This is a genomic window from Arthrobacter sp. 260 (assembly GCF_013116745.1).
GTDB lineage: Bacteria > Actinomycetota > Actinomycetes > Actinomycetales > Micrococcaceae > Arthrobacter_D.
This window is the reverse complement of sequence record NZ_JABFOE010000002.1, coordinates 254,069-270,288: the sequence shown is the minus strand read 5'-3', so window position 1 is coordinate 270,288 and position 16,220 is coordinate 254,069. Positions and strand designations below refer to the sequence as shown.

Below are 16,220 nucleotides of genomic sequence, written 5' to 3'. Positions count from 1 at the left end.
CTCGTGCGTTGCTGGCAGCGAAGCACCAAGACCTGCCTAGCGGCGCTTGGTGAGCCCGGTCAACAGGTTAGTGGGACGCTGCTGTTCGCCCTGCTGCGCACCGAGGACAATCACCGCACCACTGACGACGGGCAGTGCCCACTGCACAATCTTGAGCTGCTTCTGTGCGCTCGCCAGCTCAGGTGAGCTTGACGCGCCGGGCTCGGTTGGACCCTTCGCTCCCTCATCGGCAAGCTTCCCAACCTTCGCGCCCAGGATTCCGGCGTACAGCGACAGGCCCATTCCGGCGACCGTGACGACTGACTTGACGACGGTGTTGGCCAGTGCGCCGTCCTGACCGGCGACCCGGCCCTTGTTGCCGAGAATCAGGCCGACTCCGCCAATGGCGTGTGCGCCGAAGGCTGCCGCCTGAACGGGGGTCCACTTGGCCCACCCAATGGTTGCGAGGCGCGTCCGTTCCTTCGGATCCTTCGCTTCGGCTGCTGCGCCGTTCAGTCCGACGGCACCCATCAGTGATCCGCCGAACCATGCGGCGGCACTCAAATCGTGAACGGATCGTGCCAGTAGATTTCCAGCCATAATGATCACTCCTTCAACTAGGTCCTGCGTCGAAACAACTGCAGAAAGTATTCCCTAAGCATACTTACTATTGGTCCACAATGCACATGCTGACGCATCATGACGTCCCGGGCGCCGCTCGGGTCCCACCGAAATAGACTTTCCTCATGAGCCGGACACAGCGCGCCACTCCAGCGACCGCAGCCCTCGATGCTGCCGGAATTCCCTTCACCGTCCTCACCTATGCTCATGATCCGAGGACCGCGAGCTACGGCACGGAGGCCGCAGCGGCCCTGGACGTCGACGCGCAGCGGGTTTTCAAAACGCTGATGGTGGACGTGGATGGCATCCTGACCGTCGCCGTCGTCCCGGTCTCCGGCACGCTGAACCTGAAGGCGCTCGCCGCCGCCCGCAATGGCAAGAAAGCGATGATGGCAGCCAGCGACGTCGCCGAGCGGCGCACCGGATACGTGCTGGGTGGAATCTCACCACTGGGGCAGCGGCAGCGGAGCCCGGTGGTCATTGACGCGTCGGCCATGCAGTTCGACGCCGTCCTGGTGTCCGGCGGGCGGCGCGGTCTGGAGATCGAACTGGCACCGGCCGACCTCGTCCGGGCCACCGGCGCGGCAGTGGCTCCCATCGCCGCCCCCTGACGCAGGCACCGCGGCGCGAATGGCGCGCCGATTCAACCGCACGCCGGTTCAGAGGAGGAAGCAGGCCACCAGGGTTCCGACACAGATGGCCAGCATCGCCGTCGCGTTGACGAAGAGGTTCCGGCCGAAGTCCCTTGCCCGGACATGCATGATCACGGCACCGACGAAGTACAGGACGAGCGCGCCGGTGGTAATTGCCCCCAGGTACGGGACCCAGAGACCGAGGAGCAGTCCGGCGGCGGCGGCGAACTTGATCGGCGACATCACCCACCAGTAACGGCGCGGCCAGTTCACATCCTCGAAGCAGCGCGCCACGAAACCCACCGGCTTCAGGCAGAGCACCCCGTCCATGACCTGGATCAGCGCCAGCGCGATGACGGGCCAGACCGGCTCGGGAAGAGTGGACATGAGGTCCTCGGATCACTGGAGGGGATCACCTTTCCGGGCGAAAGTACCACCCTGCGGAGAGCCAGGAATAGATCAGTAGTCACTACAGTTGACGTAGTTACTACCGCAATGGGAGTACATCACCGAAGGGAGCGCACGATGAGTGACTCAGCCATCCCGGCGCATCAGGCCGAGGCCGACGGCGGGGCTTGCCCCTCGTTCGTCGCCGCCATGGACGTCATCGGCAGACGCTGGAGCGGCATCATCATCGAGGCGATCGGCAAGGGCAACACTGGCTTCGCCGACGTCAGCCGCTTCGTCCCGCAGATCGGCGACACCATGCTCGCCAAGCGTCTCCGTGAGCTCGAAACGGACGGCCTCATCCAGCGTGAAGTGATCGATGGGCGCCCCATCAGGGTGCGCTACTCCCTCACCGTCGCCGGGCTGGCCCTGCTGCCCATCCTCCGGGACATCACCTCATGGGGCCACGCCTACTCGGTCACCGAACAGGCCCCAGCACGCACAGCATCTCCAGACCACAACCTCAGCAAGGGACGATAAACGACTATGGCTTTCGAACTTGGCATCCTCACCTTCGGTGAGCTGACCACCGACCTCACCACCGGACGCATGCCCTCCCCCCAGGAGCGGATGATGCAGACCATCGAACAGGCCCGGGTGGCCGACGAGGTGGGCCTCGACGTCTTTGGCGTGGGCGAGCACCATCGATCGGACTTCGTCGCTTCAGCGCCACACATGGTGTTGGCCGCCGCCGCCATGGCCACGAAGAACATCCAGCTCACCAGCGGTGTCACGGTCCTCAGCTCCGAGGACCCGGTCCGGGTGTTCCAGAACTTCGCCACGCTGGACCTGCTCTCCGGGGGCCGGGCCGAGATCATCGCCGGCCGCGGCTCCTACACCGAGTCCTTCCCCCTGTTCGGCTATGACCTGGCCGACTATTCCGACCTGTTCAGGGAAAAGCTGGACCTGCTCCTCGCCATCCGCGCCCAGAACCCCGTCTCCTGGCAGGGCACGCTGAGGGCGCCGCTGATCGACGCCGACATCGCGCCGCGACCGGTCAGCGACTTGCCCATCTGGGTGGGCGTGGGCGGGACACCCGCTTCGGCGGTCCGCACCGGTCAGCTGGGATTGCCCCTGGCCCTGGCCCTGCTGCTCGGACCGATCACCCAGTTCGAGCGTCCGGTGGACTTCTACCGCCAGGCCTCCGCCGCCGCCGGGCATGATCCCGCCACCCAGCGGATCAGCATCAACGCGCACGGCATGGTCGGCAAGACCAGCCAGAGCGCCCGTGACGATTTCTACCCCTACTTCACCCGCGGGCTGGGCGAGAACAACCACCAGCGCGGTGCCAGCTTCAACATGCCGCGGAACGCCTTCGAGGCCCAGGCCTCACCCGCTGGCGGCCTGCTGGTCGGCAGCCCCCAGGAGATCATCGACAAGCTCCTCACCTACCACGACCTCTACGGCGTCTCCCGTGCCGTGTTCCAGATGGGCTTCGGCGGCGTGCCGCAGCAGACCCACCTGGAAGCCATCGAACGCCTGGGCACCGAAGTGGCACCGGTCATCCGCGCCGAAATCGCCTCGCGCGAATCGGTCAACGCGTGAGCAGGCCGCTGCGCGTCGTCGTCGTCAACGGCAGCCCCACCGAACGGTCCAAGACCATGGGCCTGGTCCGGCTTATTACCGATTCGCTGGCGCAGAAGCTTGAAATCGAGATCCACCAGACCAACGTCTACCACCTCGGCCCCTCCTTCACCGGGGCCACATCGCGGGATGAGCTGGACCCATCGGTCGAGGAGGAATTCGCGGCCGTCGAGTCCGCGGACCTGCTCATCGCGGCCACCCCCGTGTACCGGGGTTCCTACGCCGGGATGTTCAAGCACTTCTTCGACCTGGTGGGCCAGTACGCCCTGACCAACAAGCCGGTGATCCTGGTCGCCACGGGCGGCAGCGACCGCCATGCCCTGGTGATTGAACACGCGCTGCGGCCACTGTTCGGGTTCTTCCAGGCGGCCACCATCCCCGTAGGTTTCTACGCGAACTCCGGCGACTTCGACGGCGACATGGTGCTCAACGCCGAGGTGTACAGCCGCATCGAGGTGGGGCTGGGCGACGTGATGGGCAGCCTGCAGCGCCTCACCACGGTCAGGTGAGGAAGGTGGACATCCGATAGGGAAATCTCCATCCCGGATGTCCACCGTGACCCCCGGTGTCCTGGTTGCTCACCGGAAGAGGCCCGCTGAGAGTCTTTCGGGTATTCGACTAGAGTTATACAGGTGATGAATGCCCTACGGACCCCCGGTGTAGCGTGATCGACGACGCCGATACCGACTCCGGGCGGCCCATCACCGCCCCGGCCTTTGTGCTCGCACAACTGCGCCGGGCCATCATCGCTGGTGAACTTCTTCCCGGCCAGGCACTCCGCCAGGATGCGCTCGCAGAACGCTTCGGCGTTAGCCGCGTCCCTCTCCGCGAAGCTTTCAAAGTGCTCGAGGGCGAAGGCCAGGTGGTGTACACGCCACACCGCGGCTACAAGGTGGCCACTCTCTCCCTCACCGACCTCCTGGAGGTGTACCGCATCCGCGAGATCCTGGAGGCGGAGGCCGTCAGGGTGTCAATCAGAAGGTCCGACGACGGCGTGGTCGGCAAGCTGCGGGCAGCAGCACTGGAGGTCGAGACGGCGAGCGCGTCCGGTGACCTGCTCGTCATGACCGAGGCCAACCGCCGGTTCCATTTCCTCATGGTGACCGCAGCCCGGATGCCGCGCCTGGAGAAACTGATCCAGGTGCTGTGGGACGCCACCGAAACGTACCGGTTTGTCTACTACGGTGACGAGGTCAACCGGCACCGGGTGGAAGACGAACACCGCCGGATCATCGACGCATTCGCCGCGCGCGATGCGGAGCAGGTCATTACCCTTCTTAACGAACACCGCGACCACGCGGTCGACGCCCTGAGGACCTTCCTGGACGCCAGGTGAGCCCCATCACGTAATATTTGTGACCGTCGTTACATTCCGCGACTTAATTGGATACAGTATCCAAATGATCTGGTCACCGCCGAGCAAATCCTTGCTGTCCGCACCCTGGTTGCTCCGGGTACCCAAGTGGTGCGTGACGCAGCCCGGGAACGACCTTCGCGCGGATGATCTTCATGAGTGACTGGCTCGGCCTGGACGGCCAGCGGGTCCTTGTGGCCGGTGCTGGCGGGATCGGCAGCGCACTGGCCGCAGCCTTCGCCGACGCCGGGGCTCTCGTCATGGTCGCCGACGTCAATCCAGCTGGTCTCGCGGCCCTCGACCCACGAGTCCAGGCGCTTGAGATCGACCTGTCAACCACCGCTGGCTGCGAGGACGCCATTGCCCGCGCGGCCCTGGAGCTCGGCGGCCTCGACGTACTGATGCACGCAGTGGGCGTCAACCACCGGGTCCCCATCCTCGACACCACCGATGACGACTGGGACCGCATGCTCACCGTCAACCTCACCAGCGCCTTCCGCCTGGGCCGGGCCGCCGGGAAGCTGATGGTGGCCGCCGGGTACGGCCGCCAGGTGTACTGCTCCTCCGTGTCGAGCCTCCTCGCCCACCCGGACCACGGCCCCTACGCCGCCAGCAAGGGCGGCCTCAACCAGCTGATCCGCGTGATGGCCCGCGAGTGGGCAGCCGACGGGGTCACCGTGAATGCCATCGCCCCCGGCTACGTGGAAACCGACCTGACCCGCGGGCACCTCGACAAGCCGGGAGTCCGCGAGAACTACACCTCGCTGGTCCCCGCGGGGAGGCTGGGATCGACCGGCGACCTCACCGGCCCGGCCCTGTTCCTCGCCTCCCGTCAGGCCGCGTTCGTCACCGGCCATGTGCTCTACGTCGACGGCGGGCGGACCCTTGTCTAACCAACCACTGCCAGGTCAGCAGCAGCCTGAGCCCCAGACCGAGAAGGCGCACGGCGGTCGCTTCCCGTTGCTGGCACCCGAAGCGCTGACCGACGAGCAGCTCGCCCTCTACAACACGATCGCCGGCCCGCCCCGCGCGGGCGGACCGTTCCTGGTGGTCGACGATGATGGCCATCTGGCCGGCCCGTTCAATGCCCTGCTCTACGCACCGCAGATCGGCCACGCCGTCCAGGCACTGGGTGCCGCCCTGCGGTTCGGCGGGGAATTGTCCAACCGCACCCGGGAACTGGTGATCTGCGCCGTCGCCGCCGAACGCTCCTCGGCCTACGAGTGGTACGCCCACAGCCGGGTCGCCCTCACCGTCGGCATCTCTGTCGACGAACTGGAGAGCCTGCGCGGCGGCCACCTCCCCGCAGACCTGCCCGATGACGAACGCTCGGCCCTGACCTTCACCGCCGCCCTGCTGAACGGCCGGACCGTCTCCACCGAGGACCACGCCACCACACTCGCCCACCACGGCCACTCCGGCATCACCGAACTGTCAGTCCTGGTGGGCTACTACCGGGCACTGTCCGGGTTGCTCGCCGCCGGCGCCGTGGAGGCACCAGCCGTGGAGACGCCAGCCGTGGAGACGCCAGACTCCACCCCCACTACCCATCCGCAATCACTCACCACCACCATCACCACCAAGGGAGAACACTCATGACAACCTCACCACTGCACCGTCGCAGGGTCCGGCTTGCCGCAGCGGCACTCACCGTCCCCGCACTATTCCTGTCCGCCTGCGGCAGCCCCGACACCAGCGGCGGAGGAAGCGGCGGCGGTGACGCCAGTGGCGGCGCCGATGGCGGCATGCTCTCCATCGCCACCGGCGGCACCGGCGGCGTGTACTACCCCCTCGGCGGCGGCTTCGCCACCATGATCCGCGACAACATCGAGGGCTACGACGCCACCGTCCAGGAGACCAACGCCTCCGTGGACAATATGCTGCTGATCGAAAACGGCTCTGCGCAGCTGGCCTTCGCGGTCGGCGACGTCGTTTCCGACGCGGTGGAGGGTGTCAACGACTTCGACGGCAACCCCATCGAGATCTGCTCGCTCGGCAACACCTACAACAACTTCATGCAGGCCGTCACCGTTGACGGCACCGGCATCGAGGGTGTCGCTGACATGGAAGGCAAGGTCGTCTCGGTCGGCGCTCCCGGTTCGGCCACCGAGGTCGCAGCACTGCGCATCCTCGAGGCTGCCGGCATTGACCCCGAGTCAGGCTTCGAGCGCCGTCAGCTCGGCGCAGCCGAGACGGTTGCGGCATTGCGCGACGGCACCATCGACGCCGGCTTCTGGTCCGGTGGTCTGCCCACCGGCGCCCTGATCGACCTGGCCAGCGACGGCGACATGAACCTCCTCAACATCGGCGAGTACGCCGAACAGCTCGCCACCGAATACGGCGAGTACTACGTCGAGGAAGACATTCCGGCCGATACCTACGAGGGCCAGACCGAGGCAGTCTCAGCCATTGCGTCACCGAACATCCTCGTCGCCAGCCCTGACATGGATGAGGAGCTGCAATACAACATCACCGCAGCGATCTTCGACAACGTGGAAGCCCTCACCCAGGTGCACCCCGCAGCCGTCGAACTGGATGCCGCCACCGCCGGCGACATCCCCTACGTCGAAACCTGCCCCGGCGCCCAGCGGTACTTCGACGAAGCCGCAGGCTAAGCACTGATGCGCAAGCCCGCCGTCGTCGTCGCCGTCCTGGTGTGCCTTGGCACGCTGGGTGGTGGGGCGTTCGCGGTTGCTGCCCAGGACGCCCCCGATCAGGGAGCCTCCGAGCGCAGCATCGTGATCACCAACGACGACGGCGGGCTGGCCTCGGTGGCCCTCCCCGGGGACACCTTCGCGGTCAGCTACCGCAATTCCATCTACAAAACAGTTGCCGAGGAACGCTACACAGTCCTCCCCGACGGCAGTTTCCGGCTCGACCAGATCGCTGCCGACCAGCTCGCAGTGCTCGAAGAGTACTACGGCGTCCCCGGGGCCCCCACCCCCGCGGAACCCACCGACCGGCGGAAGTACGTGGTCGACCCCGACCCCGCGCACCCCGCTGTGTTCACCGAACTTTCCATTGCCGCCACCGATCTTGGTGAACGCACCCTCCACCTGCCCGGAGCAGCGCCCGTTTCGCTGTGGACCCTGGTCGACGACGATCAGCCCTTCATCCTGCTAGACATCAAGGAGACCCCATGACCGAGCGAATTGACGGCGACGGCGCCCTCAAGGCCGGCAAGCAGCACCGCCCCACCCCCAGTGAGGCAATCGATCCGGCACGGCGCGACGAAGCGCGAATACCCGACGACGCGCCGATCAACCCGATCCAGCGCAGCGAAGAGATCGACGAAGAGGCGCTGATCGCCGAGTTCGAGGCGGAGAAACCCGCCCGGCAGCTGACCGGGATCCCGGCCATGGTGGTCAAGATCGGCGGCGCGGGACTGTCCCTGTTCGCGCTGTACTGGGTGTTCAACCCGATGGCGACGCAGTTCTACCTCCCCGCGTTCCTGATGATCGGCCTGTCCCTGACGTTCCTCGTCTACCGGGGATGGGGCAGGTCAGCGAAAGCCAAGGAAGCGGGCAAGTCCGATAACCCGCACCTGCTCGACTGGGTGTGCGCGATCGTGGCCATTGTGCCGTTCGCCTACATCATCTCCGACTGGGACCCGTTCTTCCGCCGCGCTATCACCCCCACCTACCTTGACCTGATCATGGGCGTCATCGCTATCCTCGTGGTTTTGGAAGCGGCCCGGCGCACCGTCGGCATCCTGGTGCCCCTCGTGGTGATCGGGTTCTTCGCCTACGCCTACTGGGGTCCGTACATTCCGGCGCCGTTCAACACGTCCTCATTCGACTGGATCCGGCTGGTGGGTCACAACGTGATGGGCACCCAGGGCATCTTCGGGGTACCCACCGACGTCGCCGCGACGTACATCATCCTGTTCACCGTCTACGGTGCGGTGCTGGGCGCCTCGGGCGCCACCAAGTTCTTCATTGACCTCTCCTTCTCGGCGTTCGGCCAGTCAAAGTCCGGCCCCGGCCGCACCGTCACCCTGGCGGGCTTCCTGCTCGGTACCGTCTCCGGTTCCGGCGTCGCCACCACCGTGACCCTCGGTGGCATCTCCTGGCCACTGCTCCGCAAGGCTGGCTACCCGAAGGAACACGGTGGCGGTATTCTCGCCGCCGCGGGTATCGGCGCCATCATGTCGCCTCCCACCCTCGGCGCGGCGGCGTTCATCATTGCCGCGCTCCTCGGGGTGTCCTACCTTGAGGTGCTGATCTGGGCCACCATCCCCACCCTGCTCTACTACTTCGGCATCATCCTCGCCATCGAAATGGACGCCCGCCGATTCAAGACGAAGGCCGTCGCCATGGACGTCAAACCGGTCGGCAAGCTGTTGCTGCGGTTCGGCTACCACTTCAGCTCGCTGGCCGCCATCGTGGTGTTCATGGCCTTCGGCATGACCCCCTTCCGCGCCGTGGTGTTCGCCACCATCCTCGCGTTCGTGCTGAGCTTCTTCGACCGCGAATCCTGGATGACTCCGCGGAAGATCTTCGACGCCCTGGCCACCGGTGCCACTGGCGCCCTCTCAGTCATCCCCGTGATGGCTGCGGCCGGCCTGATCGTCGGCATCATGACCTTGACCGGTCTGGGCCTGAAGCTGGCGAGCATCATCGTCGACTTCGCCGGTGGCAGCCTGCTGCTCACCGCGATCTTCTCGGCCATCGCCGTGATCCTGCTGGGCCTGGCCGTACCGGTTACGGCGAGCTTCATCATCTCCTGGGTGATCATCGGACCCGCCCTGCAGGACGTGGGCGTTCCCGGCTTCGCCGCGGCGATGTTCATCTTCTACTACTCGGTACTCAGCGAGGTGTCGCCGCCGACGGCGCTCTCCCCGTTCGCAGCATCGGCGATCACCGGCGGCAAACCAATCAAAACCATGTGGCTCACCTGGCGGTACACCCTGTCCGCCTTCCTGGTGCCGTTCATCTTCGTCCTCTCCGGAGACGGCGTCGGACTGTTGCTGCAGGGCGGTGTCGCTACCGTGGCGCTGGCCTTCTCAGTGTCGCTCCTCGCCGTGGCAGCACTCGCGGTCTCCACGGGCGGCTGGCTGCTCGGACCGGCACGCTGGCCGGAACGGGTCATCCTGGCCATCGGCTCCCTGCCGCTGCTCACCCTTGACCCGGTGAACATCGGCATCGGTGTGGCGATCATCGCCGTCGGCGTCGTGGTGCACCTCATCGGTCGGAAGCGGCACCCGTATGATCCGGACACCGACCCACCCGTCGCGGATGCCGCCAAGGTTGACGCTGCCCCAGCGAAGACAACGGATCCCACCGCTCCATGACCCAGGCACCGTCGACGCATGCAGCAGTCACCATGCTGCAGGCCGTCTCTGTCACCACCACAGGGGTGCTTCCTGCCTTCCTGCTGGGTGCGTTGGCGGTGCAGATCCGCGGGGATCTGGACATCGGACCGGCCGAGATGGGGATGGCAGCAGCCACCCTGTTCACGGTGTCCGGTGTGCTCGCCCGCCCCCTGGGCGGACTGGTGCAGCGGATCGGTGCGGCGAAGGGCATGGTCGCTTCGGCAACCCTTGCCGCCGTCGCGCTGGCCGGCGCCGGTCTGGCGCCGACGTTCGCCCTGCTGATCGTCGCCCTGTTCGTCGGCGGGCTGGCCAACGCCATGGCCCAGCCGTCGGCGAACCTCGGGATCTCCCGGGCGGTCAATCCGAACCGGCTGGGGCTGGCGTTCGGGGTCAAGCAGTCGTCCATTCCGGCGGCTTCGATGATCGCCGGGATCGCCGTCCCGGTGATTGCCCTCGCGGTGGGCTGGCGGTACGCGTTCCTGCTCGGCTCACTGATGGCCATCGCCATTGCGGTCTGGGCGTTCTTCAGCGCACCCGGCACCCGCCCCACCCAGCCGGGGGAAACCCCCAAGGCTGACCGGGGCACCCCCCGGGGCGGCCTGGTAATGCTGAGCCTGGGCGCGGGGTTTGCTGCCGCTGCTGCCACCTCGCTGGGCGTGTTCCTGGTGGACTCAGCAGTGGAATCCGGGATGGCACCCGGAACCGCCGGCCTGTTGTTCGCTGGTGCCGCTCTGCTGGGGCTGGTCATCCGGATCCTGCTGGGCCTCGGTATGGACAAGTATCCGCAGCGCAGCCCACTGGTCTTGATCACCAACCTGCTGGCCCTCGGCGTGATCGGCTACCTGCTGCTCGCCCTGGGGACCAGTTCGCTGCTGTTCGTGCTCGGGGCGCTGCTCGCCTACGGTGCCGGCTGGACCTGGCCCGGCCTGGTGCACTTCGCAGTGGTCCGGGACAACCGCGCCAACGCGGCCACCGCCACCGGGGTTATCCAGACCGGGCTGTCCCTGGGCGCCGCGGCCGGTCCGCTGCTGTTCGGTTTGCTGACGGCCGCCACCTCGTATGACACCGCCTGGCTGGCGGCCGCCGTCGTCGCCGCCCTGGCCGCCGTGACCTTCACGGTGGCGCGGCGGATGATCCGCCGGTCGCGGGCGCTGACTGCGGCCGGAGAACCAAACCACACCCTGACCCCCATGGAGGAGAAAAAATGACGCCCACGCGTTTCGCAGTGGTGGGAGGTGGCATTGTTGGTGCCGCCGTCGCCCGCCGGTTGCTGCAGGTCCAGCCCGACGCCGAGGTGACCGTGCTTGAGAAGGAGCCCATCCTCGCCGGTCACCAGACCGGCCGGAATTCAGGCGTTGTCCACGCCGGGCTCTACTACACGCCCGGTTCGTTGAAGGCGAAACTTTGCCGGCAGGGTGTGGACATGCTCAAGGAGTACTGCGAAGAGAAGGGCCTGCCCTACGACGAGTGCGGCAAGGTGCTCGTCGCCCGCAACCCGGTCGAGGAAGGCCGGCTGGGCGACATCATGGAGCGTGCCGTCGCCAACGGAGTGCCCGGTGTGCGCATCATCAACCAGGCCGAGCTGCTGGAACTGGAGCCCCATGTCATGGGAACCTCTGGCCTGCACTCGCCCCACACGGCGATCGTTGACTACGGAGCCATCACCCGTTCCCTCGCCATGGATGTCGAGGCTGCCGGTGGCACCGTCCACACCAACTTCGAAGTCACTGCGCTGACCGAACGCGCCGGACAGACAGTGGTCACGGGCAAGCATCGCGGCACCGAAACCTCCGACACCTACGACATGGTGATCGTCTGCGCCGGACTGCAGGCGGACCGGGTGGCGAAGCTCGCCGGCGACGACGACGACCCCAAGATTGTGCCCTTCCGCGGCGAGTACTACCTGCTCCGCCCCGAGCGCAAGCATCTGGTCCGCGGCCTGGTGTACCCCGTGCCCGACCCCCGGTACCCGTTCCTCGGCGTACATCTGACCCCGACCACTGACGGCCAGGTGATGGTGGGCCCCAACGCGGTGCTCGCCCTGGCCCGCGAAGGCTACAAGTGGTCCACCATCTCACCCCGCGACCTCATGGACGCGGTGATGTACTCGGGCTTCCGGTCCTTCGCGAAGCAGCACTGGCGCACCGGTGCGGCCGAGATGCTCGGATCGCTGAGCAAGCGCCGGTTCGTCGCCGAAGCCCGCAAGTACGTTCCCGAGATCACCGCCGACGACGTCATCCCGGGCCCCCGCGGCATCCGCGCCCAGGCGCTGACCCGCGACGGATCCCTGGTCGACGACTTCCGGATCACCCGGCAGGGCTCGGTGCTGTCCGTCAGGAACGCGCCCTCCCCCGCCGCCACCTCCTCCCTCGCCATCGCGGAGCACATTGTCTCGCTGGCACTCGAGAACAACTCCGACCGAAAGGACACCTCATCCCTGTGACTATTTCACCTCTTTCCAAAGGCCTCTGGGGCGTGCTCGCCACGCCCTTCCACGGCAGTGACTTCGCCGTCGACACCGAGTCCCTCCGCAGCGAGGTCCGCCTCTACACCGGCCTGAACGCCACCGGCATGGTGGTCCTCGGCGTCTTCGGCGAGGGCGTCACCCTGGACACCGCCGAGCAGACCCTGATTGTGCAGACCGTCGCCGACGAAGCCGGGGACACCCCGCTGGTGGTCGGCCTGTCGGCACGGTCGACGGCGGTCGCCGTCGAGCAGGCACGCACCGCCGTCGCCGCTGCCGGCAGCAACCTGGGCGCCCTGATGGTGCAGGCCAACAGCGCCGACCCGGAGCTACTCGCCGCGCACCTGACAGCGATCAACGAGGTCATCCCCGCCGACACGGGCGCCGGGATTGTGCTCCAGGACTACCCGGTGGCCTCGGGCGTGAAGATCAGCGCCGCTCAGATCCTCAGCGTGCTGGAGCTGTGCCAGTTCATCAGCGCCGTGAAATCCGAAGCACCTCCGACGGCCGTTCCCATCGCGGCGCTCACCGCAGCCACGACGGTGCCGGTCTTCGGCGGACTGGGCGGCGTCGGCCTGCTCGATGAACTGGCCGCCGGTGCTGCCGGGGCCATGACCGGGTTCTCCCACCCGGAAGGGCTGCAGGCGGCGCTGACCGCGTTCGCCGACGGCGGTTTCCCGGCCGCCCGCGCGGCGTTCGCCCCGTGGTTGCCGCTGGCCAACTTCGAGGGCCAGCCCGGGATCGGCCTCGCAGTCCGCAAGGAGATCCTCCGCCGTCGCGGCATCATCGCCGACGCCGCGGTCCGCCCGCCCTCGCCCACGTTGCCGCCGGCCCTGGCCGACATGATCGACGCCCACCTTGATGCTGTGAAGGAGATTGCCTGATGGATACCGGACTCAAAGGGAAGAACGTGTTGGTGCCGGGCGCAAGCTCGGGCATCGGCCTGGCCATCGCCCAAGCGCTGGCCGACGAGGGCGCCAACGTGGTGCTCGCGGCCCGCCGTGAGGACGTGGTGCAGGCCGAAGCGGCCAAGCTGCCCTCCGCCGTCGGGATCGCGATGGACCTGACCGACGACGGCGCCCCCGCCGCGCTGGTCGAGGCGGCCGAGAAGGCCTTCGGACCGATCGATGTGCTGATCCTCAACAGCGGCGGCCCGCCTCCCGGTGGGGCAGCTGACGTCAGTGACGAGCAGGCCCTCGCCGCCGTGCACCAGCTGCTGCTGCAGCACATGCGGCTGACCAACCTGGTGCTGCCCGGCATGCGCGAGCGCGGCTGGGGCCGCATCGTCGCCGTCGGGTCCAGTGGCGTGCAGCAGCCGCTGCCCAACCTGGCGCTCTCCAACATCGGCCGGGCCGGGCTCGCCGGCTACCTGAAGACCCTCGCCGCCGAGGTCGCGGCCGACGGCGTCACCGTGAACATGGTGCTCCCGGGCCGGATCGACACGGACCGGGTGGCCTCGCTCGACGCCGCAGCGGCCAAGCGGACCGGCAGCACACCCGACGAAGCCCGCGCCGCGTCCGAAAAGACCATCCCCGCCGGCCGGTACGGTGCGCCCGAGGAGTTCGGCGCCGTCGTCGCGTTCCTCGCCAGCGTGCCCGCCGCCTACGTGACCGGCGAACAGATCCGCTGCGACGGCGGACTGGTCCGCGCGTACTAGCCCTGCGTCTCCTAGTTGACCCTGAAGAATCTCTCGACCTCTCGACTCTGAACAGAAAGAAGCGTTGACCATGCACCTGGCCTCAGTCCGCGAAGGCGGCGACGAACTCGCCGCAGTGATCCACCCCGAGCGCGGCGTCGCGCTGGTCCGCGACCTCATCCCCGGCTTCTCCGGCGACCTCCTCGAACTGCTGGCCACCGATTCGCTCGGGAAGCTGGAGTCGTTCGCCGAGACGGCGGACACCGCGGTGTTCCGTGACCGCGATTCGGTGACCTTCGGCGCCCCCTACCGGCATCCCCGGATGCTGTGGGGCATCGGCCTGAACTATGTGGAGCACGCCTCGGACCTGTCCGAGGGTGTCCCGGATGAGCCGGCGTCGTTCATCAAGGGCGACCACACCATCATCGGCCCGGGCGAAAACATCACCATCCCGCACCAGAGCGTGCGCACCACCGCCGAAGCCGAGCTGGGTCTCGTCATCGGCAGGTACTGCCGCGACGTGGAGCCGGAGGACGCGCTGTCCTACGTGGCCGGCGTCGTCACGCTGCTGGACCAGACCGCCGAGGACATCCTGGAGAAGAACCCCCGGTTCCTCACCCGGTCCAAGAACTTCCCCGGCTTCTTCTCCTTCGGCCCGGAGATCGTGCCCCTAGCGGAGGTGGCCGACGACGCCGGCTCGCTGGCCGCCGTCGAGGTGTCCACAGTGATCAACGGCGAGGTGCACCGCAGCAACGTGGTGGGCAATATGAGGTACTCCCCCGAGTACCTGGTCAGCTTCCACAGCAAGGTGATGCCGCTCTACCCCGGCGACATCATCTCCACCGGCACACCGGGTGCCGTGCACATCAAGGCGGGCGACGTGGCGGAATGCCGCATCCCCGGCGTCGGTGTGCTCAGCAACCCGGTGGTGGATCAGGAAGCGTCTGCCCAGGAGGACCACCATCAGAAAGGCAGTGGCGGTAGTGAGTAACTCACCCGACGACGGATTGCCGGCGGGACCCCTGGACGGAATCAAGGTGGCCGACTTTTCCAGGGTGCTCGCGGGGCCGTTTGCCTCGATGATGCTGGCTGATTTCGGGGCCGACGTCATCAAGGTGGAAAGCCCGTCCGGTGACGACACCCGCAGCTGGACGCCGCCGGTGGACGAGTACGGGGTAGGCACGTATTTCTCCAGCGTGAACCGCAACAAGCGCTCGGTGGTGTGCGACCTGACCACCCCCGAGGGGCAAGCGGCGGCGTTGGAGATCGCCTTGACGGCCGATGTCGTGATCGAGAACTTCCGGCCCGGCATCATGGAGCGGTTCGGACTGGACTATGACTCCCTGAAAGACCGGCGGCCGGACCTGATCTACTGCTCCATCACCGGTTTCGGCAGCACCGCCGGCGCTCACCTGCCGGGTTATGACCTGCTGGTGCAGGCCGTCGGCGGGCTGATGAGCGTCACTGGCGGGCTGGACTCCGAACCGAGCAAGGTCGGCGTTGCCCTGGTGGATGTGGTGACCGGGCAGAACGCCGTCGTCGGGATCCTCGCCGCCCTGCGGTCGCTGGAGCAGACCGGGGTGGGCCAGCGGGTGGATGTGAACCTGCTGTCGTCCCTGCTGTCGGGGCTGGTGAACCAGGCCTCGAGCACACTGGCCACCGGTGAATCGCCGCAACGGATGGGCAACGCGCACCCGAGCATCGCACCGTACGAGACGCTGCGGACCGCCGATGGTCCGCTGGCCGTCGCCGTCGGGACCGACAAGCAGTTCGCGGGGCTGGTCCGGGTGCTTGGCGTGCCCGAGCTTTCCAGCGATGAGCGGTTCGCTGGGAACTCGAACCGGGTCGCTAACCGGGTGGCGCTGAAGTCCCTGCTGGAAGAACAGCTGGGGTCCAAGTCCGCCGCCGAGTGGTCGGAGCTGCTCAGCGTCGCCGGGGTGCCGGCCGGGAAGGTGAACTCGATTGTCGAGGCGCTGGAACTGGCTGACACGCTGGGCCTGGCCCCCGTCGTCGAAATCGCCAACGCTGACGGGTCGCGGACCAGCCAGCAGGTCGCCAATCCGATCCACCTCTCCGGGACTCCCGCCCGCTACCGGCGCCCGCCGCCCCTCCTCGGCGAGCACACCGGTGCCGCCTTCGACGTCCCCGCCGTACCCGCACTGCACCACCTACAGTGAAAGCAGGATCCC

18 protein-coding genes are annotated in these 16,220 nt (G+C 67.2%); 16 read left to right on the top strand and 2 right to left on the bottom strand.

All coding sequences use genetic code 11. The features are described 5' to 3' along the window. Positions 1-36 precede the first annotated feature (36 nt). Entirely contained in the window at positions 37-579 is a 543-nt protein-coding gene (locus tag HMI57_RS03765; protein ID WP_171584561.1) for a hypothetical protein, read from the bottom strand. Between the two features lie 146 nt (positions 580-725). Here HMI57_RS03765 and ybaK point away from each other — a divergent pair, with 146 nt between their 5' ends. Beyond that, positions 726-1,211: a Cys-tRNA(Pro) deacylase gene (gene ybaK / locus HMI57_RS03760; RefSeq protein ID WP_171584560.1), complete on the top strand. Its 486-nt coding sequence runs from the start codon at positions 726-728 to the stop codon at positions 1,209-1,211. Between the two features lie 48 nt (positions 1,212-1,259). On the opposite strand, the gene HMI57_RS03755 is transcribed toward ybaK, so the two are convergent. Then, positions 1,260-1,619 carry a DoxX family protein gene (locus tag HMI57_RS03755; RefSeq protein WP_171584559.1) on the bottom strand — a complete coding sequence of 120 codons (360 nt, stop codon included), beginning with the start codon at positions 1,617-1,619 and terminating at the stop codon, positions 1,260-1,262. Between the two features lie 138 nt (positions 1,620-1,757). On the opposite strand from HMI57_RS03755, the gene HMI57_RS03750 reads away from it, so the two are divergent. The 15 genes from HMI57_RS03750 (at position 1,758) to HMI57_RS03680 (ending at position 16,208) form a co-directional block, all read left to right on the top strand. Continuing rightward, complete coding sequence (locus tag HMI57_RS03750) at positions 1,758-2,159, top strand: helix-turn-helix domain-containing protein (RefSeq protein WP_171584558.1); 402 nt, start codon at positions 1,758-1,760, stop codon at positions 2,157-2,159. Between the two features lie 6 nt (positions 2,160-2,165). Continuing rightward, on the top strand, positions 2,166-3,224 hold the full coding sequence (locus HMI57_RS03745; protein WP_171584557.1) for an LLM class flavin-dependent oxidoreductase: 1,059 nt from the start codon (positions 2,166-2,168) through the stop codon (positions 3,222-3,224). Then, positions 3,221-3,772 (top strand): NAD(P)H-dependent oxidoreductase, encoded by a 552-nt coding sequence (locus HMI57_RS03740; protein ID WP_171584556.1) that lies wholly within the window; start codon positions 3,221-3,223, stop codon positions 3,770-3,772. The genes HMI57_RS03745 and HMI57_RS03740 overlap by 4 nt, the downstream gene beginning before the upstream one ends. Before the next feature lie 155 nt (positions 3,773-3,927). Next, a complete protein-coding gene (locus HMI57_RS03735; protein ID WP_171584555.1) occupies positions 3,928-4,599 on the top strand; it encodes an FCD domain-containing protein in 672 nt (223 codons plus the stop codon). A gap of 173 nt (positions 4,600-4,772) precedes the next feature. Continuing rightward, positions 4,773-5,510, top strand: a complete 738-nt coding sequence (locus tag HMI57_RS03730) for an SDR family NAD(P)-dependent oxidoreductase (RefSeq protein ID WP_171584554.1) — start codon at positions 4,773-4,775, stop codon at positions 5,508-5,510. Next, positions 5,503-6,216 carry a carboxymuconolactone decarboxylase family protein gene (locus HMI57_RS03725; RefSeq protein WP_228720905.1) on the top strand — a complete coding sequence of 238 codons (714 nt, stop codon included), beginning with the start codon at positions 5,503-5,505 and terminating at the stop codon, positions 6,214-6,216. Before HMI57_RS03730 ends, HMI57_RS03725 begins: the two co-directional genes overlap by 8 nt. Continuing rightward, the gene (locus HMI57_RS03720; protein WP_171584552.1) at positions 6,213-7,232 is read left to right on the top strand and encodes a TAXI family TRAP transporter solute-binding subunit; all 1,020 of its coding nucleotides are present in this window, start codon (positions 6,213-6,215) and stop codon (positions 7,230-7,232) included. Before HMI57_RS03725 ends, HMI57_RS03720 begins: the two co-directional genes overlap by 4 nt. Positions 7,233-7,238: 6 nt before the next feature. Then, on the top strand, positions 7,239-7,760 hold the full coding sequence (locus tag HMI57_RS03715; RefSeq protein WP_171584551.1) for a hypothetical protein: 522 nt from the start codon (positions 7,239-7,241) through the stop codon (positions 7,758-7,760). Further along, a complete protein-coding gene (locus tag HMI57_RS03710) occupies positions 7,757-9,910 on the top strand; it encodes a TRAP transporter fused permease subunit (RefSeq protein ID WP_225667922.1) in 2,154 nt (717 codons plus the stop codon). Before HMI57_RS03715 ends, HMI57_RS03710 begins: the two co-directional genes overlap by 4 nt. Continuing rightward, the gene (locus HMI57_RS03705; protein ID WP_171584550.1) at positions 9,907-11,139 is read left to right on the top strand and encodes an MFS transporter; all 1,233 of its coding nucleotides are present in this window, start codon (positions 9,907-9,909) and stop codon (positions 11,137-11,139) included. The genes HMI57_RS03710 and HMI57_RS03705 overlap by 4 nt, the downstream gene beginning before the upstream one ends. After that, positions 11,136-12,374, top strand: a complete 1,239-nt coding sequence (gene lhgO / locus HMI57_RS03700; protein ID WP_171584549.1) for an L-2-hydroxyglutarate oxidase — start codon at positions 11,136-11,138, stop codon at positions 12,372-12,374. Before HMI57_RS03705 ends, lhgO begins: the two co-directional genes overlap by 4 nt. Continuing rightward, positions 12,371-13,279, top strand: a complete 909-nt coding sequence (locus HMI57_RS03695; RefSeq protein ID WP_171584548.1) for a dihydrodipicolinate synthase family protein — start codon at positions 12,371-12,373, stop codon at positions 13,277-13,279. The genes lhgO and HMI57_RS03695 overlap by 4 nt, the downstream gene beginning before the upstream one ends. After that, a complete protein-coding gene (locus HMI57_RS03690) occupies positions 13,279-14,052 on the top strand; it encodes an SDR family oxidoreductase (RefSeq protein WP_171584547.1) in 774 nt (257 codons plus the stop codon). Before HMI57_RS03695 ends, HMI57_RS03690 begins: the two co-directional genes overlap by 1 nt. Positions 14,053-14,122: 70 nt before the next feature. Further along, entirely contained in the window at positions 14,123-15,022 is a 900-nt protein-coding gene (locus HMI57_RS03685) for a fumarylacetoacetate hydrolase family protein (protein WP_171584692.1), read from the top strand. Further along, on the top strand, positions 15,015-16,208 hold the full coding sequence (locus HMI57_RS03680) for a CoA transferase (protein ID WP_346655124.1): 1,194 nt from the start codon (positions 15,015-15,017) through the stop codon (positions 16,206-16,208). The genes HMI57_RS03685 and HMI57_RS03680 overlap by 8 nt, the downstream gene beginning before the upstream one ends. The last annotated feature ends 12 nt before the right edge of the window (positions 16,209-16,220 follow it).